Origin of the sequence: Parasphingorhabdus sp., from assembly GCF_039982415.1 — a bacterium.
GTDB lineage: Bacteria > Pseudomonadota > Alphaproteobacteria > Sphingomonadales > Sphingomonadaceae > Parasphingorhabdus.
Map to the genome: position 1 here is coordinate 102,982 of NZ_JBDWYL010000006.1, position 25,525 is coordinate 128,506.

The following is a 25,525-nucleotide window of genomic DNA, read 5'->3' on the forward strand; positions in this document are numbered from 1 at the left end:
CGAGATGGCCTATTATTGATTGGATCGGATTTTAGTTCACGATGCAAACATGCAGCTTTGAGTTTTTGGCAGTTTGACAAGACTTTACGACTAACATCTCCTTGCGGTAACGTAATTCTTGTACCAATCCCGAAGCCTATTTTCGTCTAAACCTACAGGGTTCTCAGAACGTTCAGAGAACTCCGAAGCTACCTCTTTAAGAGCTGCAGTTAACTGCCCTCGATCCCGCTCATCATCGATCAAAAGGTAGACTTTTCTGCCCCATTTCATCTTGTCCACTCCCGCATATGTGGAATTCAGTCGTCCTTGTCGTCTCACTAACCCGAGCTGTTTGATGAACTCCTTCGGATTTTTTTCTGCATAAGTAATTGCTCGATCAAGCCATTGCGCAAGGTCATTCGGAATAGGATCGCCATCCTGCATATATTCTTTAATCGAGTACAAATGACCCCATGCTTCGTCTGGATCTTCTGGGGTGAGCAGTGGCGTTTCAAGCCCATATGGGAACAAGTCTTTCATATTAACCATTCGCCTTCCCTTTCAAAGCGGCATCAATCGACGTCGAGATAGTATCTGACGCCCGCCTCAATGGGTCGTCCGCGAAATGCGAATATCGCGCTGTAGTTGATGGTGAGGCATGTCCCAATAACTTGCCTACAATACCAAGCCCCATACCCGCTGCAGCACCGATAGAAGCGTAGCTATGGCGTAAGTCATGGACACGCAGATCAACAAGACCAGCTGCTGTTTTAATGCGCTGCCAAGGCCTTTTTAAATCGCTTCGTGGCTTATTTGGCTTTGCCCCTGCGATTACATATTCAGCACTTCGAGGCAGTTCAGCCAATACCTTTAAAGCCGGTGCGCCCAATATCACCTGCTTCGCACCTGTCTTAGAATCCTGAAGATTCAAAAAACCGCGCTCAAAATCTACATCGCTCCATTTCAAGTTCAAGATTTCTCCGAGACGACAACCCGTCAAAAGTAACAAACGAATTCCGGCTATAGCATAAGGTGAAATCACTTCCCGCTGGTTTTCTAACTTCGCCGGTCGGTGCTTGGCGTTTGCACCTTCATTAAACTGCCAAGGCAGACCATCTGTTTCAGCTTCGCGTAGGGTTTCGCCCAGTTTTCGTAACTCCGCATTGGAAAGGAAGCGCTCACCCTTTTTGTCCGCATAAACTTTTACTCCCAGTCGGGGATTGGTTTCAATATAACCGCGATCAACGGCATAGCTAAATATACCACCCAATAGCCGAACGGTTCGCGTCGCCGTCCCTTTGCCGCCTGTAACAATTGAACGACCAAATTTTCTCGTCTTTTCATCAGTAGCCGTTTTACCTTTGGCTACATCACGCAAAAACTTCTCTATGTCACCGCGCTTAACTTGCCCGACACGTTTCCGGCCAAGTAGAGGTTTAATATGACGAGCAATGCGGCCACGATCCGTAGCGATTGTGGACGCCTTCTTATGCTCGCATCCATCTTCCAAATACTCGTCACAGAGTTGCGCAATGGTCATTTCGGCCCTTTGGATCGCTCGATCACCCGCAACGTCCTCCCCGAGCTCGGCCTTCGCTAGAACCTGTCGCGCCATTTCTCGAGCTTGATCAACCGTTAGCTTGCCATAAGAACCGATCGTCACTTTGCGAGTCGGACTATTTCGTCCGCCCACACGATATTGAACAATAAAGCTTCTGGTCCCAGTTGGCCTGACGCGGCAACCGAAACCTGGAAGCTTTGCGCACCATTTTACATAGTCGCTTTTCCGTGGTTGGAGTGCATCGACAACTGTTTTCGTCAATCTTGCCTTCGTCATTTAATAATTTCCTCTGGGTAGCACCGGGGTAGCACGGCGAGGGTAATTTCAATACATTAAGAGCAAAGCAAGGCAAGGGCCGTAGGTAACCTATCGACGAGTTATGAACAGCTTTGTGACTTGAAGTAATCTCCGGGCATCACAATAAAATGTATTCCCTTGCCCTCCGAAGGCAGAGGTCAGAGGTTCGAATCCTCTCGGGTGCGCCATGTTTTCAAAGGTTTATGCTAAATCTCTTGTGCAGTTAATTGCAACGTGGAAACATTTCGATGTCATGTTTGCGCGGCATCACAAATAATTTCATTATAATGCCAAACCCTCAACAATAGAGCCTGCAGATTTGTCTTTTACAAAGGCCAACATATCGCGAAGTTCGGTTTCCTCCAGATCCCGGAGGATGAAGACGATCCGCGAACGGCGGTCTTCGCTGGGCCAGTTCTCCAGAATTTCCGGTGGGTGCCAGATATGCTGTACGCCATGAATGACAATGGGTTTGTCCAATTCTGCTAGGTTGATAATGCCTTTAACGCGCAGCACGTTGACGCCATTAAATGTCACCAGCATTTCCAACCAACTGTCAAAGACCTTGGCCGGCAGCGGCGTATCAATGGTCAGGCAAACCGACCGGATCCGGTCGTCATGCCGATTCACATCATGCGAATGATCGTGTTCGTGTTCGCCATGACTATGATGGTCGTGATGATGCTTATCCTTTTCCTGATAAGCTTCCGCTGCCAGCCATTCCGTGACGTTTTTTTGCTTCAGCTTAGGATTAAAAGTCGGACCTTCGAACAGATGACCTAGCTGTTCGGTGTCGGCGGGGAGCGAATGGATTGGGGCAGCGGGGTTTAAGCCGGATAAGCGGGTCTTCAAACCCGCGACTGTTTCGACGGCCGCAATATCTGTTTTCGAGATTAGCAGCTGATCGGCAACCGCAACCTGTTTCACCGCTTCAATTTGGGCATCTAAAGTACCGTTTCCATTATAGCCATCAACCAAAGCGATCACACTATCTAGGCGATAGATTGATTTTAACTTGTCGTCCACCATCACAGTATGAATTATCGGAGCAGGATCGGCTAGACCGGTGGTTTCAATCAGCACACGGTCAAACCAGCGCTCGCCGTGGCGAGCAAAACGCCATGGAGCTTCCAGCAGCGTTTTCTGCAAGTCTCCCTTGATCGTGCAGCATAGACAGCCATTGGCCATTTCCACGATCGTATCATCTTCATTGCTATGTGCCACCAGATCGTGATCAATACCGATTGATCCAAATTCGTTGATAATGATCAGCGCCTTTGCCATTTGCGGCAACGGCATTAGCTGGTTCAACAATGTGGTCTTGCCGGAACCCAAAAATCCGGTGAGCAGCGTAACGGGACAACGGCTATCAGACACAGCAGATCAGTCTTTCACTGGGTTTAAAACCAGCAAAAGTCGCTTTTCGCCGGAACCATCAATCGGCGGTGACCGGTGAATGACGGGTTGGTTATTGTTGAGCTTACCTTTGAACAAACCAACATCGCCTGGTTCCAGTTCATTAATGTCCAGCGGTTCTAGGCCATCAGAAATGCGATCAATGTCATATTGATCGATCCATTGTGTGCCGCGCCCGATATAAGTCGTGATCAGGCGTATTTCGACATAATCACTGTGAAATTTCCAGCAGGAATTGCCGGTTACCAACTCTACCCGGATTTCGATTTTGGGATAGTGCACCGTTTTACCAAACAGCTCGCACAGATCCAATATGTCTTCGATCAAGAAAGCAGATGCCGCTGATTTTGGAAAACCGCATTGGTCCATTTCGCTGCGCAACATTGTCTCTGGGTCGGAGGCAGGAACAGTGACTCGAACATTTTCAATATTGCTATCGAGCAGTCCGGCATAATTCATGGCCAATGATCGCTTCCAAATCGCCAGATTATAGTCCTTGCTAGAGATTTTTTGCAATATTGCGGGCTCATTTGCGGTAACGGTGCTTGCTGATGAATTTGGCGAGGAAACTAATAAATCGGCCATTGCTTTTCGGGCTCCAGATCAGTATGATATGTTATTACATTACATTAGTGTTTATATCAGCGAAGTTCAATGAAGAAAAATGGTCTTTTTCAAGCCGTGCCTGCAGCGGATCGATGGGGAATAATTCTCTCTGCTCTCTGTCTTGTTCACTGCCTTATATTACCGCCGTTTTTGGCAGTGATGCCATTTCTCCTGCTCGAGCCTTTACCGGCATGGATGCACGAAACGGAACTGTTACATGCCATGCTGCTTGTGCCGGTTTTGGTCGTCAGTGGACCAACCCTTTTAAGAGGAGGAAGAAGTGATCGCCGGATTTGGGCATTCGGAACAACCGCCTTTACGATGCTATGTTTAGCCTTATTGGTGGATTCTGAAGAACTTGAAAGGCTGATTTCGGTGGCTGGTGCCATTCTGCTCGTGATCGCACATTTGCTCAACATGCGAAGAAAAGGCATGGCATGACCGACAAAAGCACCCCGCGGCAGAGACGGAGTCCCGCTGAGATAGAAGCCATTATCCAAGCGATCGTTCACGCCGCTGGTGCGCCGATCGGAGCCTATGATATTGCAAAGGTAGCTACCCAACAAAATTGCAACATGTCTCCTGCACAAGTTTATCGAGGTCTTAATCGCTTAACGGAAATGGGTTGTGTCGAGCGAATCGCATCATGGAATGCTTTTGTGGCAAACGATGGCGCGCGCCGGGTACATCTTTTGTGCGAAAATTGTAAGAATCATCATTGGGCGGAAAAGCGTTCCGTTCATGCTCAGCTGCAAACCTTGTGCGATCAGGCCGGATTCAAACCAATTTCACAGCATGTCGAGTTGAATGGTCGGTGTGCTTCTTGTGAAACTGGACAACTATCCTAGTTGTGTTATAACATCTCTTCAATTGGAGATTGATTATGCGCGCTGCAGTTTGTTTTCTGGCGATGTTGACAATGGCACAACCGGCCTTTGCCTGTGCGATGGACGGCATGTATGGTGCGCATCGATTCAGCCCCTTTCAAGGCATGCAAATGGGTATGGGTGCTGATCTGACCGACCAATCTTCCAATTCTGCGGACAGCGAGGAAATCTATTCCTACAGGAACGATAACGCTGACGTTTCCAGTAACTCCGATGCCGAACAGGATATAGCGGAGCTCAATCCCGACGATCTCCCGCGCAGCTAGAGTTAAAATCAAAATGAGCAATTGTTCCGGCAGAACCAACCGGATTCGGTGCAAGCATGCAATTGATTGTTGATACGATTTCAAAATCCTATGGGCCCGGCGCAGCGATCCTCGATTCTGTGTCTTTTACACTTCCAGAAAGTGAACAGGCGTTGCTATTGGGACCTTCAGGTTCTGGAAAATCAACCCTTCTCAATATAATTTGCGGGCTACAACGACCCGATAAGGGGCAAGTTTCTATCGGTGGAAAACTCATTGCTTCGCCAGATTCAAAAACATCTGGAGACTCGGTGCGCCGAACCTCACTCGGCATCGTTTTCCAGACATTGCGATTGGTTTCGGCTTTGTCGCTGCGTGCTAATTTGGAGCTTGCCCAGAAACTGCAGAAGGGCAGCATTGACCGTAGTCTGATCGACGAGTGCCTCGAAAAGCTCGGAATTGCTGACCGTGCCAATGCGCGACCGTTCGAGCTTAGCCAAGGCGAAGCTCAGCGCGCTGCGATTGCTAGGGCCGTGGTTGTATCTCCCCAGCTCCTTATTGCTGATGAACCCACCTCTGCACTCGACAGTGACAATACCGAGCGCGTCGCCGAATTGTTGATTGAAATGGCGCAGAGCGTAGGGGCAGGCCTGCTAATTGCGACACATGACGAAAGGCTCAGCCGCTTCTTTTCGAAGAGCTTCGCGCTCAAACAGGGCGAGCTAAACCCATGCTAAGCCTAGCATATGCCTATTTGCGGGATAGACCGCTGACGACCATTCTCAATATCCTATTGCTGGCTATATCGGTGGCGATGCTCGTCTTGTTGCTGCAATTTGGTTCCCAGTTCGAAAAGCGTTTTCAAAAAGACGCAGAGGGAATTGACTTGGTGGTCGGATCCAAAGGCTCACCATTGCAGCTTATTCTTTCTAGCGTTTTTCATATTGATCAACCGACCGGCAACATTCCGCTCAGCAGTTTGGATCTGTTGCGCAATGATCCGGCAACGGCCCGTGTAGTTCCGCTTGCACTGGGTGACAATTTTCAAGGGTATCGGATAGTCGGTACCGACGCGTCTTTTTTGGAAATACACCAGGCCGAATTAGCGCAAGGAGAAATGTTCCGTAAACCGCCGCAAGCAGTGATAGGCGCCAATGTCGCTGCCGAAACCGGAGCGAAACTGGGCCAGAAATTCATCGGCAGCCACGGTCTCTCCGAAGATAGCGAAACCGATTCTGGGCATGATCATGCGCCTTTTGAAACGATTGGGATATTGGCACCAACTGGAACTGTCGTAGATCGATTGATCCTCACGTCGGTAGAGAGCGTTTGGGATGTTCACGGCATCGCCCATGAATCCGAACATGAACATGAACATGGCTCAGAGCATGATCATGACGCAGAACATGACGCAGAACATGACCATGATGCGGGGCATGATCATGACCAGGATGCAGAAGAAGCGGAATCGGGTGCACAGTTGCAGGATGCCCGGGCCGCTCTGGAACCCGAATTGACCGCATTGCTCGTTTCCTATCGCAATGCCTCTGGCGCTATCCGTATTCCCGCCATGGTCAATCGCCAAACCGAAATGCAGGCTGCTGTGCCGGCAACTGAAACCGCTCGACTGCTAGATCTGCTGGGCGTCAGCCTTGAAGGCGCGCGCATATTTGCTTGGCTGCTTGCGGCCATTGGCGGGTTGGCAATTTTTGTGGCGCTCTTTTCGATGGCCCGCAGCCGTGAAGGAGATCTTGCCTTATTGCGTGTCATGGGAGCTACCCGGCCGCAACTTTTTAGTACGATCTTGCTTGAAGGTCTGGTTACTGCCGCAGCTGGCGCTTTCCTTGGTTGGATCCTTGCCCATGGCCTTATAACGGTAGCTAGAAACAGTTTCGCCACTATGCGTGACTTAGGTCTGACGGCATGGCAGCCGGCTCCTCAGGAAGGGTTCATCATCTTGGCGGTATTGCTAATTGGGGTCATCGCTGCGATTATTCCCGCATTACGTGTCATGCGGGTTGATCCCGCCGCCATATTGTCTCGAGCCAGTTAGTGAAATAGGAATTGATTATGAAATCCGTTGGACAAATGATTAAATTGGCTGGGATTGCGCTGATGTGCACGATGCCGCTGGCTGGTACCACCACGCAAGCCGCCATGCAGTCCGGTGGCAAAGCGCCGGTTGAAGATATTTGGAAACCAGCCGCTACCCCGAAGGGAGGTGTTTCCTGGAAAACGCTGGAGGCAACTGGCGAAAAAACCCGCAAGGATAAGCAGGGTTATATCCGTTCGAAGCCCATTTTCGCGCCCAAAGTGAAAGCGCTCAACGGAAAACGGATCAAGGTTGCTGGATGGATGATGCCGCTGCAAAACTCCGCGAAGCAAAGCAATTTTGTGTTGCTTGCCTATCCGCCGGGTTGCCCGTTTCACTTCCACGCTGCGCCTACCCAGTTTATCGAGGTCGAGGCCGACATTCCTTTTCCAACAAACGAGAAAAAGGTCCATGTCGTGAGTGGAGTTTTAGAGCTGACCGGTCAGGATGAAAGCGGAATATTCTATCGTTTGAAAGCTGCAAGCCCCAGCTGAACCGGGGCTTGCTTGCCCTCAGAAACTGATCCTTGCAGAAACTTTGATATTTCGCCCTGATAGCGGCACAAAATCCTTGGTGAAACTTGCATGTCGGCGAGCATCGCTATCAAAGATATTATCTGCTGAAACTATCAGAATATGCTCGCTATCTTCGCCAAATGGCTTCCAAGATAGGGATGCGTTCACTAAAGTGTGGCCATCCGTCGGCAATTCAAATTCCGTGGTGCGGTTCTGATCGTCAACCCACTCCACTTCCACACGGCCGCCGAACGGACCGCTTCTGGCTTCTACGCCACCCAGCAATCGCAGCGGAGGAATTCGAGGCGCCGGTCCATCATCTTCGATTGTTGCTCGAACAAAGTCGGCAACTCCATCGATAGTTACTGTCAGATTATCTGATTGTACCACATCGACGGCCGCTTGCGCTTCAAATCCCCAATATCGGGCATCGGACTGGAAGAACTGAAAAATCGGCAAACCATCGGCTTCACCCCCGGTTTCCACCTCGTAAATATAATCATCAAACCAGCTGTGATAGGCGGTGAATTGAAAGCGGACCGGTCCGCTTTCTCCGCGCAAATAGGCTTCGATACCCAGAGCTGTTTCTTTGTCGAAAAAAGGGTTGCCGATTTCAAAGGCCTGAGTGGCTACGTGAGGGCCGTTGGAAAATAGTTCCTCGGCAGATGGCGCCCGTTCAACCCGGCTGGCATTGAGCCCGATACGAACATCGGAAGCCACGCGGTAATTGGCTCCCGCCGCAAACGAGAATGCACTAATATTCCGGTCAATCGGCACAATGACGGCATCTTCTTCCAGCCCAATGGCCACGCTGTTCGACCGCACATCCGTCTTTTCAAAGCGGGCAGAGACTTCCAACCCGCCCTTGTCCCATTCAAATTCCTGTAGGGTGAACAAGCCATATTGATCAGTCACGTTCGGCGGCACAAAGGCTTCTGCGCCTATCGCGACGAAATCGCGCGTCAACGCCTGAAAACCGGTAACACCGCGCCAACCATCTTGGTCTGCCTGTACAAATTCCAAACGCGCTTCAAACCCTTGGCTGTCAAAAACGGTGCCGACCTCGTCCCCTTCAAATTCGATATGCTCATAGTCGGAATAACCGGCGCGGAAGCGGATCGATTCGAGAAAACCGCCCCCGGTGAAGAATTCACCGCGCAGATCCGCACGCCATTGCCGCAAATCGATAGAAACTGGTGCTTCTTCTTCCTCGCCTTCTTCGCCCTCTTCGCCTTCTTCTCCATGGTGTTCGGCACCGGGGCGCGCGGGTATGCCATAGCGGGTATCAAAATAGCCGATTGACGCGCCTAAGCTTCCGCGTTCGTTGATCAACGCAAAGCCTGCGCCAAAAGTATATGTTTCGGTAAAACTATTTGGAAGCTGATCCTGAAGGTTCGCCAATTCGAGGGCTTCCGCCGCCTCATCGAGATTTCCTTCTTCCTGCTCTTCAGCCGCAACCTCAAGCTGTTGAGCCCGCAATGCTGGGGTGAGCACAAAGCCGCCAACGTCGACATCCTCGGTTTCGCGATAGCTGCCATCGATATGAACCACAAACTGATCACTGAGCGCCAGTTCGAATGCGCCGCCGACGCTATTTTCTTCAAATGCGCTGCTGTAGCTGCCAATCACATCGACATGATAGCCTTTTTCGGGAATTCCACGCGGAATACGGCGGTCGCGAGCATTGACAGCACCGCCTATCGCTTGGCTACCGAATAACAGCGCCGCAGGGCCTCGGAATATCTCAATTCGTTCGGTGGTTAGGGGGTCAATGGTGACTGCATGATCGGCCGACGTGTTGGAAACGTCCAACGTTCCGATCCCGTCCGTCAAAACCCGGATCCGCTCCCCTTGTAAACCGCGCAGCACGGGTCGCGATGCCCCTGGCCCGAAGGATGTCGCTGATACGCCCGGCTCACTGGTGAGAACATCCCCGAGCTGCGGCTGTAACTTACGGAAAATATCATCTCCCGCAATAACGGAAGTCCCTGCCAGAATGTCCAATTCGTCAATATAATCGGCAGTGACGATGATGGCGTCATCGTCGGAACCATGCACCGGATCGCGGTCCGCTTCGATTGCATTTTCAGCCAATGCCGGTGTTGATAGCAATCCACACATGATTATAAAAGTTTGCTTCATAAGGATATTCCATTAATGTGATGTTATAACATCTCATATTATATCTGATTGTCGGTAATGCGCAAGTGAGAATTATTAGCAAAAAGGCAAATTCGCTTGGTCTCACTAAATCATGTGGCAAGATATTTGGCTGTGCCTTGAAACTGACACAGCCCTGCTGCAAGCTCAGGTAAAAGAAAAAGGATTCGTTTTCATGGGTGACCTGCGATCTCAAAGACTCCAGTTGAGTCGACGCTATGCCATCAAGGCTTTTGGTAGCAGCGCCATTGCTGCGCTTTCGTTCACTTTGGGGGCTCCTCTTCTTGCTGCTCCCATTTTTCGCGCTTACCCCTTTCAATTGGGTGTGGCCTCTGGCGAACCTGCTGCTGATGGTTTTGTTATATGGACGCGCCTTGCCCCGGACCCACTCACAATTGGTCATGGAATGCCCGCGGCCACGGTTGAAGTGGATTGGATAGTAGCAACCGATGAAAGAATGCGGGATATTGTAGCGCGCGGAACTGCATTTGCGCGCCCAGAATTGGGACATGCTGTTCATGTTGAAGTTGGTAATCTCGAACCCAACCGACCATATTGGTATCGGTTCCTCGCCGGCCGCGAAAGAAGCGCCATCGGCCGCGCGAAAACCACACCGGCTATCGGTCAGCCTGTAGATAAGGTTCGATTTGCGGTCGCCGGATGCCAGAATTATGAGGAAGGCTATTATACCGCCCATCGCTTCCTGGCGCAGGAAGATCCTGATTTCATCTATTGCTATGGCGATTATATCTACGAATATCGAGGGAACCGCTTTCGCAATTGGTCAAGCGGCCCTCATGAAGTGGTTCGCCAGCATGTTGGAGACGAAATCTATACACTGGACGACTATCGCCGGCGTTATGCGCAATATAAGATGGATGTCGATTTGCAGGCCGCCCATGCTGCTGCCCCTTGGTTCCTCACTTGGGACGATCACGAAATCGATAATAACTGGGTAAGCGCGGCCGACCAAGATGATACCCCGCAAGCCGTTTTTAACTTGCGCCGTCAAATGGCAATGCAAGCCTATTACGAACACATGCCTCTTCGTCCCTCAGCTTTGCCAGTGGGGCCAGCAATGCAGCTCTATCGTCAAGCCCAATATGGTAATCTGTTGGATCTCAACCTTCTGGACACTCGGCAATATCGAACAGATCAACCCTGCAATGATAAATGGGGTGTGCCCTGCGCAGAGGTAAATCGAGAAAACGCCGAGGTGCTCGGCCGTCAGCAAGAAGATTGGTTGTTTGACAAACTGGGTTCTTCTTCGGCCCGCTGGCAGGTCCTTGCGCAACAAGTGATGATGATGGATCTGGATCGAATGCCGGGCGCCGAGCGGACAGAGAATCTCGATAGCTGGGCCGGATATCGGATGCCGCGCAAACGCGTGTTGGAACAGGTCAGCAATTTGAACTTGAACAACGTCATTGTCCTCACGGGGGACGAGCATCAAAATTATGCTGGCGAGCTCCATCTCGATAGCAAACGCCCAGGGCGCGAACCTATTGCCACCGAGTTTGTTGTTACATCCATCTCATCCGGCGGCAATGGTGTAGATCAGCGAGAAAGCACAAAGGTCATCCAAAAAGAAAATCCCAGCCTCAAATGGCACAATTCACAACGCGGATATGTAATCTGCGATGTAACCGCTGACCAATGGACGACCGAATTTAAGACGGTCGATAATGTAACCGAGCGCGGTGGGCAATTGAAAACCCGGAAACGGATGGCGGTGGAAAAGGGATCACCAGGGTCGCTTGCGGAAGCTTAGGCGGGGCTTCAGACGACAATATAAGGGCCGAACCTATCGGTATATTTGGGTGATGAAATTCAGTGCTTTTCAACGAATGCTTGAACTAGTATAGATTGCAACGATAAATGATATGTTATATCATTTTGGCCTTGAAGCCAAACGACAAACAAAATTAATTGGGGATGGTTTTTGAAAAAACTGAAAAATGTTGGAATTGGTCTTGCTCTTGCTCCGCTTTGGGTTTCTCCTAGTTGGGCTAAAGAGGGCATGTTCACTCCGGATCAGCTGCAAGAAGTTAGCGGTGAACTCAAAGAGGCCGGAATAGAGATTGCGCCTGACGCCCTAGCCGATCTTACAGGTTTTCCAATGGGAGCCATTGTTTCGCTGGGCAATTGTTCGGCCAGTTTCGTTTCGCCGGAAGGGTTGGTTGTAACCAATCATCACTGTGCCCGCGGTTCTGTGCAATTTAATTCAACAGCTGAAAAAAATTACCTGGAAGATGGGTTTCTTGCGGCCACAAAAGGAAATGAACTTCCTGCAGCGCCAGGTTCACGAATTTATGTGACCACGCGAGTAACCGATGTGACGGCTCGCATGCGAGCGGGAACAACCAAACTTGATCCGCTTGAACGCTATAAAATTGTTGAACAGCGCAGCAAGGATATTACCGCGGAATGTGAGCTGGATGCTGGATACCGGTGTCAGGTTGCAAGCTTTTATGGAGGCGCGCAATATAAGCTCATGCAGCGCTTGGAAGTCCGAGATGTCCGGCTTGTTTATGCGCCGGCCGATGCAATTGGGAAATATGGCGGCGATATCGATAACTGGCAATGGCCGCGCCATACGGGCGACTTTGCCTTTTACCGCGCCTATGTCGCGCCGGATGGATCCGCCGCGGATTTTGACGAGGCAAATGTTCCATACCGGCCAAAACATCATTTGAAAGTCAGTGCATCGGGTCTGAAGGACGGGGATTTTGTCATGGCTGCCGGATATCCGGGTTCGACAAATCGCTACACATTGTTGGCCGAGGTCGAAAACACATTCAATTGGACCTATCCGACCTTTGCGGTTCTGCTGCAGGATTGGATCAATGTGATTGAAAAGGCTGCCCCGGAAGGCTCGGATGCCCGGGTCAAATATGAATCGAGACTTGCGGGCCTCAACAATTTCGAGAAAAATTTACGTGGCCAAATGGAAGGAGCTCGTCGGGTTGGACTGGTCGATCGCCGTCGGTCTCGGGAAACCGCATTGGCGAATTGGATCGCCAGTGATGGAAAGCGCGCAGAATATGGCAAGGCGATATCTTTGCTGGAAACACTGTCTGAGGAATCGGCGCAGGCAGCGCGCAGCAATTTTTGGTATAATAACGTCTCGCGCCCGCAACTTTTCTCTGCAGCACGCCGGCTTTTCCGGTTGGCCAAAGAGCGCGAAAAACCAAACTCAGAACGCAAGCCAGGATATCAGGATCGTGACATGACCTTTTTCCGGCAGGGGTTGGAGGTGATTGACCGGCGATTTGATCCCGGCGTCGACCGGGCGGAATGGTTGCTGTTCTTGCGCGGATATCTCAAACAACCGCAAGAGGAACGGATCGCAAAATTCGATTCCGCTTTGGGTCTGAGTGCAGAAACTAATGATGAGCAGCTCGGTGAAATTCTCGATCGATATTATGCGAACACAAAGTTAGGCGACAGCGAGACACGTCTAGAGTTGATGGATGCCACCGTGAGTGAACTGCAAGCGGACGACGACCCGTTCATGCAACTTGCCGTCGCGATGTACGACTATGGTCAGCAACTCGAGATGGAACGTGACGAGCGCTCGGGACGGGCGCTTGCGCTGCGTCCGACTTACATGGATGCGATTACCAAATGGCAACGCGCCCAAGATCAATTGACCTATCCCGATGCCAATAGCACTTTACGCATCACCTATGGAAAGGTACTTGGCGGGAGCCCACGAGACGGGCTCGCTTATCTACCTTTTACCAGTTTGGAAGGGATTACGGCCAAAGATACCGGCGAGGATCCGTTTAACTCACCCGCCAAGCAGCTCGAACTCATTAAGGCCAAAGACTTTGGCTCCTACACACTGGACAGTCTGGGCAGCGTTCCAGTCAATTTTCTGACCGATCTAGATTCAACCGGTGGCAATAGCGGATCTGCAACGCTCAACGCGAAGGCTGAATTGGTTGGACTGTTGTTCGATGGCACGTTTGAGAGCGTTAATTCCGATTGGGATTTCGATACGCGAACCACCCGCACCATCCACGTGGACTCGCGATACATGCTGTGGGTTATGGACAAGGTAGATGGCGCAGATTCGCTGATCGAAGAAATGGACATCGCGCGATAGGTTGCGCTTTCACAGATATTGAGGAACTTGCTTTGAGAATTCTAACGTTTTTCGCATTATTGCTCGTCGCTTCACCAGCGTTTGCACAAGCTATCCAGCAAACCAAAGGAGATTTTGAAGACAAGTTCCGACAACTGGATGAAGTTTTACCCGACGCCAATGTTTATCGGAATGCCTCCGGCGCGCCAGGGCATCAATATTGGCAACAACAGGCCGATTATCGGATTACCGCTACACTGGATGAAAAGAAGCGCCGTCTGACTGCCCAGGCCAGCATAGGCTACACCAACAATTCGCCAGACACATTGCCATGGATCTGGTTGCAGCTCGATCAAAATATCTTTCGCAAAGATTCGATGGCTGAGCTCACCACAACATTTGGTGGGCCTGGGCGGCGTGGACCGAAAGTTGAGCTTGCCAAAGGCGACAAGCCAGCAAAGCTCTCACTCAAAGAATTGCGGCGTCAACAGGCTATGGCGGACAATGAATTTGGCTATGACATTACCAATATTCGCTTGGCCGACGGAACGGCACTGGATCATGTGATTGTCGGCACGTTGATGCGGATTGATCTGCCAACACCGCTAAAACCAGGAGAAACCCTGGACTTCGCCTTTGATTGGGCTTTCAACATTGTTGAAGAGAATACGATATTTGCGCGTTCCGGCTTTGAGCACTTCCCAGACGATCCGCGCAAAGGCGGGAATGATATTTTCCTCTTTGCGCAGTGGTTTCCCCGACTGGTCGCCTATTCCGACTATGAAGGGTGGCATAACAAAGAGTTTCTCGGCCGCGGTGAATTCACATTGGAATTTGGTGATTATGATGTCACGATGACCGTGCCCGATGATCATATCGTTTCATCCACGGGCATTTTGACCAATCCCGAACAAGTTCTGACCGCGACCCAGCGTCAGCGCCTCGAAAATGCCAAATCTGCCGACAAGCCTGTGTTCATTGTTACACCGCAAGAGGCCGCAGCCAATGAACGATCCGGCCCGAACGGAACCAAGACTTGGCGGTTTACCGGAAAGAATGTTCGAGATTTTGCTTGGGCCAGCAGCCGAAAATTTATGTGGGACGCACAGGGGCACAAACAGCCGGGCGCAGAGCATGAAACGGTAATGGCGATGTCGTTCTGGCCCAAAGAAGGTGGCGATCTTTGGCGGAAATATTCGACTGCCGCCGTCGTACATACGATGAAGGTCTATTCACGCTTTAGTTTTGACTATCCCTATCCAACCGCGCAATCGGTCAATGGACCGGTGGGCGGGATGGAATATCCGATGATCACCTTCAATGGTCCGCGAACCACTTTGAATGCTGATGGAAGTCGAACCTATTCTTTGTCGGAAAAAGTCTTTTTGGTTGGCGTAATCATCCATGAAATCGGGCATATCTATTTCCCGATGGTCGTCAATTCCGACGAACGGCAATGGACTTGGATGGACGAGGGAATCAATTCCTTTCTCGATAGCGTTGCGGGTTATGAATGGGATCCCGATATGCCGTGGACACGTAGCCTGGCGCGCGACCTCATCCCTTATATGACCTCCAAACAGCAAGTCCCGATCATGACCCAATCGGATAGTGTCCTGAATCTCGGACCGAATGCTTATGGCAAACCATCAGCAGCTTATCATATCCTCAGGGATACGATCATTGGACGCGAGCGCTTTGATTTTGCGCTTCGAGAATATTCCCGGCGCTGGAAACACAAGCGGCCAACGCCGGCTGACTTCTTCCGCACCATGGAAGAGGCTTCAGGAACTGATCTCGATTGGTTTTGGCGCGGTTGGTTCTACACCACTGATCATGTCGATATATCACTCGACACAATCCATCGGTTGCGTCTTGATACAAAAAATCCGGATGTTGATCTGCCGCGTCGCCGTCAGGAACTCGCCGATGACCCGGAAAAAGTTGGTAATCGATTGAACAGCGAAGCGCGGTTGCCGATCTGGGTGCTGGAAAATCCAGGCATTGAAGATTTTTACGACAGGAATGACGAATTCACAGTTACGCCTAAGGATCGCAAGACCTATGATGAATTTCTCAAATCATTGGATGAGCCTTGGATGCGTAAGACGTTGGACCGTGCTATTGCCGAAGACGCCAACTATTATGTCTTGAGCTTTACCAATAAAGGTGGCCTGGTCATGCCGATCATTCTCGATCTGATTTTTGCCAATGGCGAAAAGCAACGAATGATGATTCCGGCTGAAATCTGGCGACGCAATCCGCACCAAGTCAAAAAGATGTTGGTCTTTCCCAAAAGCAAGTTGCTGAAGGAAGTTATCGTCGATCCGGATTGGGAAACGGCAGATGCCAATGTCGAAAATAATCATTATCCACGCCGCATTATCGACAGTCGGGTGGAAGCTTTTAAAACGCCGGAAAGCAAAAAACGTGTGAGCCGAGATCTGATGGGCGAAACACGTGGAACTGAGAAGAATAAGGCGGGGAGGAAATGAGGTGGCTCGTCCTGTTGACTGCGCTCTTATTGGCGTTCCCTGTAACGGCACATCAGCAGAAAATTGCGATTTCAACAATTTCGCATAATCCGCGAACCAATTTGCTCGAGGTGACCCATCGCGTGCCGTTGCATGATGCAGAGCACGCCTTGAAATCGCGCGGCGCGAAAGCACCCGACATCGTCGCCAATGTTGAAACGAGGCGTATGTTTGCCCGCTATGTGAGTAACCGATTTTCTATCGGCCAAGAGGAAGCTGATCCTGTCGAACTGTTGTTGTTAGGCAGTGAGATAGAAGGTGGTTATATATATATCTACCAAGAGGCCTCTTCTCCGGGACCAGGAACCGAATTGCTCATATTTTCGGGGATCATGACCGATATCTGGTCGCGGCAAGAAAGTCGCGTGAATATGGGGTCTGGAACCCATGTCGAAACATTGATTTTTCAGGCAGGCGATCGCCCGAAATTAGCCATTTTGCCTTAGAATATTGCGCTTAAGCTGGTTCTGTTGCAGGTTCGCCCCAAGTTGGAAACGGATCGGCCATATCCACCCAATTTTCCGGCAAAAACTTGTCGGATGGTACGAGGCATGACTCGAGCGCAGCCGTTATATTATTCTGATCCATACCGATTCCGATAAAGACTATTTCCTGACGCCGATCACCCCAGTCCGGATCCCAATGTTTGAGAACAAATTCCTCAAAAGTTCCATCTTCGGGCCAACGATTCTTTGGCACTGCCGCCCACCAGCGACCCATTCGGCTAACATCTTTTTGTGTCCCCGCAATGGCCAGTTCACCCAAGTAGTCAGGCCGCGTTGCCAGCCAAAAGTGACCTTTCGATCGAATGACCTTGTCAAGGCTATCGCTGGTAAGAAATTGGTAGAATTTGGCCGGATCAAAAGGACGACGCGCGCGGTAGACAAAGCTTTCTACGCCATATTCTTCGGTCTCAGGGCGGTGATCTGCAAAATCGTATAGCTCCTTGAGCCACAGCGGGTGTTGCGAAGATCGTTCCTCATCGTAAAGGCCGGTATCGAGAATATGGTCGAGATCAACCTTCCCAAAATCGGCTGCAATGATACGCGCATCGCCGTTCAGTGAGGCAACAACCTTTTTCACGATTGCGAGTTGCTCTGCGCTCACATCATTGGCCTTGTTCACGATCACGACATCGGCAAATTCAATCTGTTCGACCAACAAACTGACCAGACTGCGATCATCATCTTCACCAGCGGTTTCGCCACGTGCGGAGAGAAGATCACTACTTGAATAGTCGGTAAGCAGGTTAATCGCGTCGACCACCGTAACCATGGTATCAAGCTGGGAAACATCTCCCAAACTTTCGCCATATTCATCTCGAAAAGAAAAAGTTGCGGCAACAGGCAAGGGTTCAGAAATGCCCGTGCTTTCGATGACCAGATAATCAAACCTGCTATCTTCTGCGAGCGTACGCACTTCCTTCAACAAGTCATCACGAAGGGTGCAGCAGATGCAGCCATTGGTCATTTCAACGAGCGTCTCTTCCGACCGCGATAGAGTTGCTTCGCCGCCGCGCACGAGATCAGCATCGATGTTCACTTCAGACATATCGTTGACGATCACTGCCACACGCTTGCCTTCACGATTGGACAAAATGTGATTGAGCAGCGTCGTTTTTCCAGCGCCCAGGAAACCGGAGAGGACAGTAACAGGAAGGCGTGGCATGCGAATATTCATAACAGTCCCTATTTTTTGGAAAGAGATGATATATTATTACAATAAAAATTTCTGACGCGCAACGAATTCCGGTCCGAGATGCAGAATAACCTGCTGACAGAAATTCATTTGCCTAGTGAGGTTCGTGCCCGCTTTCAGGGTGAGGAGTATAATTTAACTGCTACGGGTTTCTTAACTCTATTTCTCTGCTGAGTGTTGCCGAACCGGTGAATCTCAACGTGGGGTAGCCCGCATTTTATAAACAGTCTTCCACGTCTTCTTTTCATCCGACGATATCGCTAGCTCCCAGTCAAATCCTGTTGCTGTGGGAACCGAAAATCTTATCCGACGATAGGGTTTAAATTCCGGAGTGACATAGTGCATTTCAATCGAACCATCGTCCAGTTGATTGGCGATCAGCCTACTCATTGCCTGAGAACCTTCTCCGGCGAAAACGACATCCCAGCTCTTTTTTTTCGGATCGTACATTCTAAGCGTAGTGCCGAAACCACCAGCTTTGGGCATCCAGAAATCCTGAACAGAAATACCGTTGCCAAGACAGTAGAAATCCCACAAGCCGCCTTTTCCCAAGTCCCAGCTTTCCCCATCGCTGGATAAAGTTGAATCTTGAAACGACCATTTGCCAACATATCTTCCAAACGCAGAAACAGGCCCAGTTTTACATGCTTCAGTTTGATCTATGTCCGCATCTTTAAAAGGATCATGAAACGGATTGCTCTCCTCATTTGAGCTAGTATCACTGGCATGCGCCGCGCTTCCTGAAAAAAGTGCGACTATAATTATCTTTGCTAGCTTGTTCACCATTACAGCCCCTGATTTAGTTTCTATAGAAATTGTATATGTTGAGTGTGCTGCCGAAACAAGTTGGAAGAATGCAGCCCCGATGAAATTCACAATATCGGTTCCAGGGAGGGGGAAGGTGGATAACCGTATTGCGAACCTCATCGAGTAGCTTCATGAACAGTTTTCAGAGAATAACTTGCGCTCCGATAACAAGTATCGCTGCCCATGAAATTAGGTAGACTGGAGTCCGCAAAGCGGGAATGGCCAGTATATAGACGACAGCATGTGCTATCCGGGCAAAGAAGAAAATCTGCGCCCAATGTGCGACTGTTGCGGCGTTTTCAACATTGCCCAAAAGTCCGGCAGCGACAACCACGGCGATAAAGGCCGGCATCGTTTCCACCATGTTCAAATGGGCTCGTTTTGCGCGATCCATCCAAAGCGGTGTTTCCGGTTCTTCCTTTGGAAAATTATCCGGGTAGTTGGTCAGGAAAGTTGGCAGCCCCCAAACAAACAGGCGGCCAACAATATATGGCGTCCACAGCAGGACAGTGAGCAGGCCGCTAAGGGCCAGGTAAAAATATGCGGTTTCCATGATCTTCCTCCTTAAGGAAAAATGAAAATGGGCGAAGACAGAGCTGCGCCCAAATTTGCTTACAGTTCGCGTGCAGCGGTGTGACGGATTTGCTTCCAGTTTTTCTCAGCCTTGGCGATCGTACCGGCTGGGTCTTTTTGGTAAGCGGCGAATATTTCTTCGCTCAGGAATACGTATAGCTTGCCATTGCGAACGTCGGCCCAGCGTGGATTGCCGTCAAATTTCTTGCTGACTGAAACGCCGAAGGTGCAGAATCCACCATTTTGAGGCAAGTAACCGGAAGGGTTTGCTTTGAATGTATCCAGATTGGCCTGGGTCGCAAAATAATATGCAACGCCGTCATGAACGGCGGCAAATTTTGCAGCGCCCTGGATACGGTTGCCGGTTTTGATGAAGGCAACGGTATCGACACCATGCAATGCAAGCGGTGCGCTAGCGGCAGTCAAGCCGGATGAGACATTATATTCATCAGCTGCGATAGCAGGGGATGCGGCCAGCGCTGACAGTGCGATGGCGGATACAAGAGTGATTTGCTTAAACATAGTAAGTTCCTTTAGATTTGTATTTTAGGGGATTAGGCCGCAACTGCGCCCTGGGTATTCACGACTGGAAAGTCGATTTCTGTTCCAACCAAATGGTTGAAATAGTTGGTGAAGATATTCAGCATTACATGTCCGAATATCTCGAGTATCTCCTCATTGGAGAATCCGTTGCTGTGCATGAGCACGAGACTGGTATCGCTTACACGGCCCTTGGCTTTGACAATGTCATTGACGAAATCCAGCACCAATTTGGTCTTTGGATCACTGGAGTTGCCGCGCAGGTTATCCGCAAGTTCATTATCTTCAATGCCTGCCATCGAGCCGAGCGCGCTGTGGGCGGAAGCACAATAGTCGCATTGGTTTGCGCCAGCGACGGCCAAAGCAATTTGCTCGGTAAGCTGATTACCCAGCAGGCCGTTTCCTAATGTACCTGAGAGGCCCAAATAGCCTTTCAGTAAAGTTGTTGAATTGGCCATAGTGGCGATGATATTTGGCACCATCCCCATGTTGGATTTGACTTCATTCAGTAGCTCGACCGCTTCATTGGACGTTGTGACTGGGTCGATTTGTTTGATGCGTTGCATGATTGCTCCTTCGAACGTTTGTTGTGGGAGCACTGAATATTCATTTTGGACGTTATAGCAATATTTAGGGATTAATAGGAGAGTTTCTGCATATTCGTTCGGACGATATGCAAATGTTATGCGATTTCATGCCTATATTTCGTTGGTGCGATCCCAAATTTACCCGCAAAGGCACGAGTGAACGCTGCTGGTGACTGGTATCCCGTTTTTACTGCGACCTGCTGGATCGAGATGTTACTTTCATCCAGCAAGGACAGTGCTTTCTGGAGACGCCAATCTGACAAATAGCTCATCGGCCCCTGACCAATGAGATCCGCAAACCGATCGGCGAAACTGCTGCGTGACATCCCTACTTCTCTGGCTAGGCTTTTGACGGTCCATTCGGAAGATGGTTCCTTGTGCAGTAATTCGAGAGCCTGCCCCACATGTGGGTCCTGAAAGCCTTTCAGCAGCGGCTCCATTTCTTTCTGTTCCTCTATGCCCATTCGCAACAGCTCGATGAACATCACCTCGGACAATCGTCTAACCGATGCATCGGAACCAACATGTTCGGAAAACATCTGCCGAGAGATCAGCCGGAGAATTTCATCGAGCCATGGATTTTGCGCACGCATGGACGAGGTTGTCAGCAGAAAGTCGGGAAGCGCTCGCAGCATAGGATGGTCAGCATTTTTGCGGAAAGTGAAATGGCCGCATATCAGTTGTGTGCTTGCTGCTTTATCACCGTCTCCGACGATAAGGATGCCTTCGCCGTCATATTCTACCTGTTCCAACACGCTTTCCAACGGCGGAGCGCTTTCAACAGGACTGTCAGATAGTATATGAGTTTGTCCGCGAGGAATGAGAATGAGATCACCGGGGTTCAAAGTCATCACCCGATCGCCTGGCAGTGCCACGGTACATTGGCCCTGGACCACAAGATGAAAGCGTGCTGCTCCTTCCAGAACCGGCACCGTCACTGACCAGGGTGAAGAAAAATCTGTCCGGAAGTATAAAGCACCATTGAGATCGAGCGTATCGAGAATGTCGTTGAGAATATCCATGATCGCATCCTACAAGTTTGCAGATGAACCATCAATTCTGAAATACCTTGCATATTATCCAAAACTATTTGCAGTTCGTCCGTGCCGCATCGCCGCAATACTGAAGATTTCTAGCGTCGGCTTTCGGGATGTAGCAGACGTCAGCAACAGTGTCCGCTATGGGTGTCAAAGCGGACGATTGGTTCACCACTGATCTCTTGCTTCAATAGATTGCGAGCAATATACCAAAACGCGATGCAGCATCTTGCGCGATCATATATCCATTCTGCTTTGCAGGTACGGCTGGTAGTTGGTATCAGCATAGCTGTTGTGTTTAACGGAATCTATTGTCTCGCCTATCGCTATTCATCTGGCAACCCAGCAACGCTGTTTGAAGCTTTTTCCTGGGGCGTGATCAATATCGCACCATGGATTGCGGCTGTTGAAATTGGACGATCATTTAGCCGTTTTTGGCATATCGCGATGTTTTTGTTCGTCGCCGCAATTGTCTCCTTATTCCTAGAGACGCTGATCACCTTAGACGTTCCCAGTCTTTTTGATGTTGTGAGACGGGTTCCTGGTGGAATGATTGCGATAACTGCTCTTGTTGCTTTTGCATTTATATCAAAGCGCAACGGAAGACCAAAGAGACTGGAAGAAGCGGATGCACTGTCCGTTTCCTGCGACTGGGTGCGCTCTGCAGGCAACTATGTTGAGTTGCATATAAACGGCAGTAAACCGAAACTGGTGAGAACCACTTTGGCTCGAGTGACCGAAGAACTCCAACCCAAACTCGTCCGAATTCACCGTCGCTATGCGGTTTTTCCTGCTGCAATTGAGCGTATCGAACGGAAGCATGTGCTTTTGAACGACGGCGTCCGGCTACCCGTAGGTGATCGCTATCGAATTCAGCTTTCCCATTTGGAAGCATTGGTCCCTTCATCCCAAAGTCGTTGATTCTGATTTCTTGACGTGGCGACGTGCAGCCATGAAAAAGAAGCTCCTCATTCCAGTTATTTGCAGCATATTGCTTAGTTTACCTGCTCCCCTTCATGCCGAGGCAAAGCCGTCGGATCTGCAACATGAACGCATCACAGTCTTGACATCTGAGGGTTTGGCGCTGTCTGCATTTGTGACGCGGGCGAAATCTGCCAACGGTGCTTTGCCAGCACTGTTTTTTACACAAGCTGTATCCTGCGGTTCCATTGCTCCCAGACCTGACCGGTTAAGTAGACAGGAGCGTGTCGCTCTCTCTGCTGGCTACGCGATAATTCGGGTTGACCGTTCTGGCAGCGGTGAAAGTGATGGTGCTGGTTGTGACAAGCTCGATTATGACACAGAAGTTCGCCACTATCGGGAAGCATTTGATCAACTGACCCGGCATCCATGGGTAAAACCGGATCAGATAGTAATCATGGGAAGCAGCCTTGGTTCGACTACTGCGCCGCTTGTGGCGCAAGGGAAATCCGTAATGGGCGTTGTCGTTCAAGGTGCGGGAGCATTGACCTATTTTGAGCGTATGCTCCATTTTGACCGCATCCAACTGGAGCGGCAGCAGGATTTTCAACCTGAACAGATATTTCAGGAAATGCAAAAAAGGATCGAATTTCAACAGCATTACCTGCGCGGAAAAGAGACACCAGAACAGATCGAAGCGAAACACCCACATTTACAAGGAGTATGGCAATCACTGCTAGGCACCGATGCTGCTCCGCACTATGGTCGTCCTTATGCATGGCATTGGCAAGCTGCCGACAAAAACTGGTTGGCAGCTTGGACCAGGATCGATGCACCGGCGATGGTTGTTTACGGCGAATATGAGCAGTTTGAGAGTAGGCATGGTCACCGTCTTATCGTGGATAGTATAAATCGGTTGCGCCCCGGTACTGCAACTTGGCTAGAGATTCCACGTGCTGGTCATGGGCTTAGGATCTACCCTGATCAGGTAACAGCTTACACTTTTGAAGGTGGTCAAGATAAGCCCGAGTTATTTGTCCAGCCGGTTGCGAACTGGCTCAGAAAAATATTGAGAGATCGCCAGAAAAAATGAGGCATTTAGCACTAGTGACGTCCGCTTTCGGGATAAAGCGGACATAATGAATTAGACAGCGACTTTTTGAGTTGTATCGGAATACGGTTGCTGTATTAATATTATAATACAGTAAGGAAAATTGATATGCGCAGTGTCATGATCGTAATTGGATTGCTGGTTTTAGCCGCTCCTGCATCTGCCAAAAATATCAAGTTGGACGTCGACATTTCCCAGGCTCAACGTCTGCTGGACATTGCGTGTTCAGGCACCCAAATTGATGAACGGGAATGGAGAGATTCTGTTCCGCTTCGGGCGCAGTTGGCACACCATCGTCAGTTTGCACCGCGTTTTACAATTGAAAACTATCTTTCTGGACTGAAAAGTATCTCACAATGTGAAGTCCCAACGTCGGACCCGTTTCGATTTTCTGCACTTGTCGAGCGTAGGAGTGAAATGAGCGAAGCCATCGATTTTTTGTCCCAAAACCGTCAAAAGCTGATGACGCGCGTTATCGAGCTTCTGACGCCGTACGTTCCTGATGACTTTGAATTTGATGGAAAAGTCGTTCTCACCGGGGCCAGCTTTTCCTGCGGAGGGTTTCAGCATGACGGCATTTTTTTTGTTGATGTTCCCTGTTTGGCAACGGATATCGAAAGCGAATATGAGGCCATAGTCAAGCTGATCGCTCATGAAACTTATCATTCCATGCAACACAGGTTTGCTTACGCTGCATCCGCCGGTCTGAGTGAAGTTAAGACACCAAATGCCGCCTATGGTTTCATGTTTGAGCGCCTAGCCTTGGAAGGATCGGCTTCTCATATTGGTGATATGCGAGAAATCAAAGGAGATGGGCGGTACTCCAAGTTCTCTCGTTCATTGGCTCAAAGAAATTACCGCCACCTAAGCTATAATTTCCGACTATTTGACTATATGATTGAGGCCATCGAACACAAATCAACGGAGATTGAAACGCGGTTTCCCGATATCTATGGCTTGGCCTTTGATGGTTCATTTGGGGAGCATTCCTATTTTGTAGGCCAACAGATGACGGCTGAAATTACTCATAGTTTTGGTCATTCAGCGATCTCTTGTTTGTTGAAATTGCCTTTCGAAAATTACTTGCTTGCCTACGACCATGCCCTTCGAGATGGAGATAACCTCAAAGAATCAGCACGGTTTTCCGATGAAACAATTGAAGTCGCCAAAAATCTTAATGAAGCCGGATCAGTTATGCAGGGATTAAGGGCCTGTATTTATGTCAACCAGTAGTTTCTAATGTCCGCTTTCGGGATAAAGCCGCCACAACTCTAATGTCTGCTATGGGCGCAAGCGGATGTTAACTTCGGTTGGAAACAGGTCCTCTTTTTACATCGGCCGCTGAATCAATAGGCGGGCGTGTGCGTGCACGAATATTATGTGCATCAACGCCCGAATTGCATTCGGGGCATTGCAAAACAGGCTGGATATCATGGCCGCAAGGAACATGCCGCCTTAATATTGGGGGTCCTGCTTCATCCGAGTAATATTTGTCTCCCCAATTTAGAATCGTGGAGAGAACCGGATAAAGGTCGCGACCCTTATTGGTCAGTCGGTACTCAAACCGATCGGGATTGGTCTGATATTGTTTGCGATACAGGACATCATGCTGTTCAAGCTTTTGAAGGCGATTTGCTAGCGTTGTCCGGGGAATTTCCAATCGCCCTTGGAACTCTGCAAATTTACGGACCCCAAGAAAACAATCACTCAATATCAACAAAGTCCAGCGATCACCCAACACTGCTGAGCTTCGTGCGACGGAGCATTGTTGATTGCTGATTTCATCCCATTTCATATCCAAATTACTTCCGTTCCGAACCAAATTTTTTGCAATCTAGCACCAAGACTCGACAAAGTCTAGTTTTTAGA

General features: G+C 49.8%; 24 protein-coding genes and 1 tRNA gene. 14 read left to right on the plus strand and 11 right to left on the minus strand.

From position 1 onward, the window contains the following. Positions 1 to 90: 90 nt before the first annotated feature. Complete coding sequence (locus ABJU74_RS06235; protein ID WP_348383908.1) at positions 91 to 528, minus strand: hypothetical protein; 438 nt, start codon at positions 526 to 528, stop codon at positions 91 to 93. Further along, positions 521 to 1,519, minus strand: a complete 999-nt coding sequence (locus tag ABJU74_RS06240) for a tyrosine-type recombinase/integrase (RefSeq protein WP_348383907.1) — start codon at positions 1,517 to 1,519, stop codon at positions 521 to 523. The genes ABJU74_RS06235 and ABJU74_RS06240 overlap by 8 nt, the downstream gene beginning before the upstream one ends. A gap of 369 nt (positions 1,520 to 1,888) precedes the next feature. Here ABJU74_RS06240 and ABJU74_RS06245 point away from each other — a divergent pair. Next, a tRNA-Arg gene (locus ABJU74_RS06245) sits at positions 1,889 to 2,025 on the plus strand. A gap of 94 nt (positions 2,026 to 2,119) precedes the next feature. Here ABJU74_RS06245 and ABJU74_RS06250 read toward each other — a convergent pair. Further along, entirely contained in the window at positions 2,120 to 3,214 is a 1,095-nt protein-coding gene (locus ABJU74_RS06250) for a GTP-binding protein (protein WP_348383906.1), read from the minus strand. 6 nt (positions 3,215 to 3,220) lie between these two features. After that, the gene (locus tag ABJU74_RS06255; RefSeq protein ID WP_348383905.1) at positions 3,221 to 3,838 is read right to left on the minus strand and encodes a DUF1826 domain-containing protein; all 618 of its coding nucleotides are present in this window, start codon (positions 3,836 to 3,838) and stop codon (positions 3,221 to 3,223) included. A 69-nt stretch (positions 3,839 to 3,907) separates the two neighbouring features. On the opposite strand from ABJU74_RS06255, the gene ABJU74_RS06260 reads away from it, so the two are divergent. From ABJU74_RS06260 to ABJU74_RS06285, 6 genes are read left to right on the plus strand one after another with little or no spacing between them, the layout of a single operon-like run. Continuing rightward, the gene (locus ABJU74_RS06260) at positions 3,908 to 4,300 is read left to right on the plus strand and encodes a MerC domain-containing protein (protein WP_348383904.1); all 393 of its coding nucleotides are present in this window, start codon (positions 3,908 to 3,910) and stop codon (positions 4,298 to 4,300) included. Then, positions 4,297 to 4,707 (plus strand): transcriptional repressor, encoded by a 411-nt coding sequence (locus ABJU74_RS06265; protein WP_348383903.1) that lies wholly within the window; start codon positions 4,297 to 4,299, stop codon positions 4,705 to 4,707. Before ABJU74_RS06260 ends, ABJU74_RS06265 begins: the two co-directional genes overlap by 4 nt. Before the next feature lie 35 nt (positions 4,708 to 4,742). Continuing rightward, entirely contained in the window at positions 4,743 to 5,012 is a 270-nt protein-coding gene (locus tag ABJU74_RS06270; protein ID WP_348383902.1) for a hypothetical protein, read from the plus strand. A gap of 56 nt (positions 5,013 to 5,068) precedes the next feature. Then, on the plus strand, positions 5,069 to 5,728 hold the full coding sequence (locus tag ABJU74_RS06275) for an ATP-binding cassette domain-containing protein (RefSeq protein ID WP_348383901.1): 660 nt from the start codon (positions 5,069 to 5,071) through the stop codon (positions 5,726 to 5,728). Then, positions 5,722 to 7,044, plus strand: a complete 1,323-nt coding sequence (locus tag ABJU74_RS06280) for an FtsX-like permease family protein (protein ID WP_348383900.1) — start codon at positions 5,722 to 5,724, stop codon at positions 7,042 to 7,044. The genes ABJU74_RS06275 and ABJU74_RS06280 overlap by 7 nt, the downstream gene beginning before the upstream one ends. Positions 7,045 to 7,061: 17 nt before the next feature. After that, a complete protein-coding gene (locus ABJU74_RS06285; RefSeq protein ID WP_348383899.1) occupies positions 7,062 to 7,577 on the plus strand; it encodes a DUF3299 domain-containing protein in 516 nt (171 codons plus the stop codon). Between the two features lie 18 nt (positions 7,578 to 7,595). Here the strand turns inward: ABJU74_RS06285 and ABJU74_RS06290 are convergent, their stop codons facing one another. Beyond that, complete coding sequence (locus tag ABJU74_RS06290; protein WP_348383898.1) at positions 7,596 to 9,740, minus strand: TonB-dependent receptor; 2,145 nt, start codon at positions 9,738 to 9,740, stop codon at positions 7,596 to 7,598. A 193-nt stretch (positions 9,741 to 9,933) separates the two neighbouring features. Between ABJU74_RS06290 and ABJU74_RS06295 the strand changes: the two genes are divergently transcribed. The 4 genes from ABJU74_RS06295 (at position 9,934) to ABJU74_RS06310 (ending at position 16,828) form a co-directional block, all read left to right on the plus strand. Beyond that, complete coding sequence (locus ABJU74_RS06295; RefSeq protein ID WP_348383897.1) at positions 9,934 to 11,529, plus strand: alkaline phosphatase D family protein; 1,596 nt, start codon at positions 9,934 to 9,936, stop codon at positions 11,527 to 11,529. A 180-nt stretch (positions 11,530 to 11,709) separates the two neighbouring features. After that, positions 11,710 to 13,869 carry a S46 family peptidase gene (locus ABJU74_RS06300; protein WP_348384031.1) on the plus strand — a complete coding sequence of 720 codons (2,160 nt, stop codon included), beginning with the start codon at positions 11,710 to 11,712 and terminating at the stop codon, positions 13,867 to 13,869. Positions 13,870 to 13,901: 32 nt separating this feature from the next. Next, the gene (locus ABJU74_RS06305) at positions 13,902 to 16,343 is read left to right on the plus strand and encodes a M1 family metallopeptidase (protein ID WP_348383896.1); all 2,442 of its coding nucleotides are present in this window, start codon (positions 13,902 to 13,904) and stop codon (positions 16,341 to 16,343) included. Further along, positions 16,340 to 16,828 (plus strand): DUF6702 family protein, encoded by a 489-nt coding sequence (locus ABJU74_RS06310; protein ID WP_348383895.1) that lies wholly within the window; start codon positions 16,340 to 16,342, stop codon positions 16,826 to 16,828. Before ABJU74_RS06305 ends, ABJU74_RS06310 begins: the two co-directional genes overlap by 4 nt. A gap of 10 nt (positions 16,829 to 16,838) precedes the next feature. On the opposite strand, the gene ABJU74_RS06315 is transcribed toward ABJU74_RS06310, so the two are convergent. From ABJU74_RS06315 to ABJU74_RS06340, 6 genes are all read right to left on the minus strand, one after another. After that, entirely contained in the window at positions 16,839 to 18,050 is a 1,212-nt protein-coding gene (locus ABJU74_RS06315; RefSeq protein WP_348383894.1) for a GTP-binding protein, read from the minus strand. Positions 18,051 to 18,275: 225 nt separating this feature from the next. Further along, complete coding sequence (locus ABJU74_RS06320) at positions 18,276 to 18,956, minus strand: hypothetical protein (protein ID WP_348383893.1); 681 nt, start codon at positions 18,954 to 18,956, stop codon at positions 18,276 to 18,278. Between the two features lie 73 nt (positions 18,957 to 19,029). Then, positions 19,030 to 19,440, minus strand: a complete 411-nt coding sequence (locus tag ABJU74_RS06325; RefSeq protein ID WP_348383892.1) for an MAPEG family protein — start codon at positions 19,438 to 19,440, stop codon at positions 19,030 to 19,032. A gap of 59 nt (positions 19,441 to 19,499) precedes the next feature. Then, on the minus strand, positions 19,500 to 19,982 hold the full coding sequence (locus ABJU74_RS06330; RefSeq protein WP_348383891.1) for a YHS domain-containing (seleno)protein: 483 nt from the start codon (positions 19,980 to 19,982) through the stop codon (positions 19,500 to 19,502). Between the two features lie 32 nt (positions 19,983 to 20,014). Beyond that, positions 20,015 to 20,566, minus strand: coding sequence for a carboxymuconolactone decarboxylase family protein (locus ABJU74_RS06335; protein ID WP_348383890.1), 552 nt, complete (start codon positions 20,564 to 20,566; stop codon positions 20,015 to 20,017). A 116-nt stretch (positions 20,567 to 20,682) separates the two neighbouring features. Beyond that, positions 20,683 to 21,609 (minus strand): AraC family transcriptional regulator, encoded by a 927-nt coding sequence (locus ABJU74_RS06340; protein WP_348383889.1) that lies wholly within the window; start codon positions 21,607 to 21,609, stop codon positions 20,683 to 20,685. Between the two features lie 234 nt (positions 21,610 to 21,843). On the opposite strand from ABJU74_RS06340, the gene ABJU74_RS06345 reads away from it, so the two are divergent. The 3 genes from ABJU74_RS06345 to ABJU74_RS06355 all read left to right on the plus strand — a co-directional run bounded on the left by ABJU74_RS06345 (position 21,844) and on the right by ABJU74_RS06355 (position 24,889). Further along, on the plus strand, positions 21,844 to 22,545 hold the full coding sequence (locus tag ABJU74_RS06345) for a LytTR family DNA-binding domain-containing protein (protein ID WP_348383888.1): 702 nt from the start codon (positions 21,844 to 21,846) through the stop codon (positions 22,543 to 22,545). A 31-nt stretch (positions 22,546 to 22,576) separates the two neighbouring features. Then, positions 22,577 to 23,638, plus strand: coding sequence for an alpha/beta fold hydrolase (locus tag ABJU74_RS06350; RefSeq protein ID WP_348383887.1), 1,062 nt, complete (start codon positions 22,577 to 22,579; stop codon positions 23,636 to 23,638). A gap of 126 nt (positions 23,639 to 23,764) precedes the next feature. Continuing rightward, positions 23,765 to 24,889 (plus strand): DUF5700 domain-containing putative Zn-dependent protease, encoded by a 1,125-nt coding sequence (locus ABJU74_RS06355; protein WP_348383886.1) that lies wholly within the window; start codon positions 23,765 to 23,767, stop codon positions 24,887 to 24,889. The last annotated feature ends 636 nt before the right edge of the window (positions 24,890 to 25,525 follow it).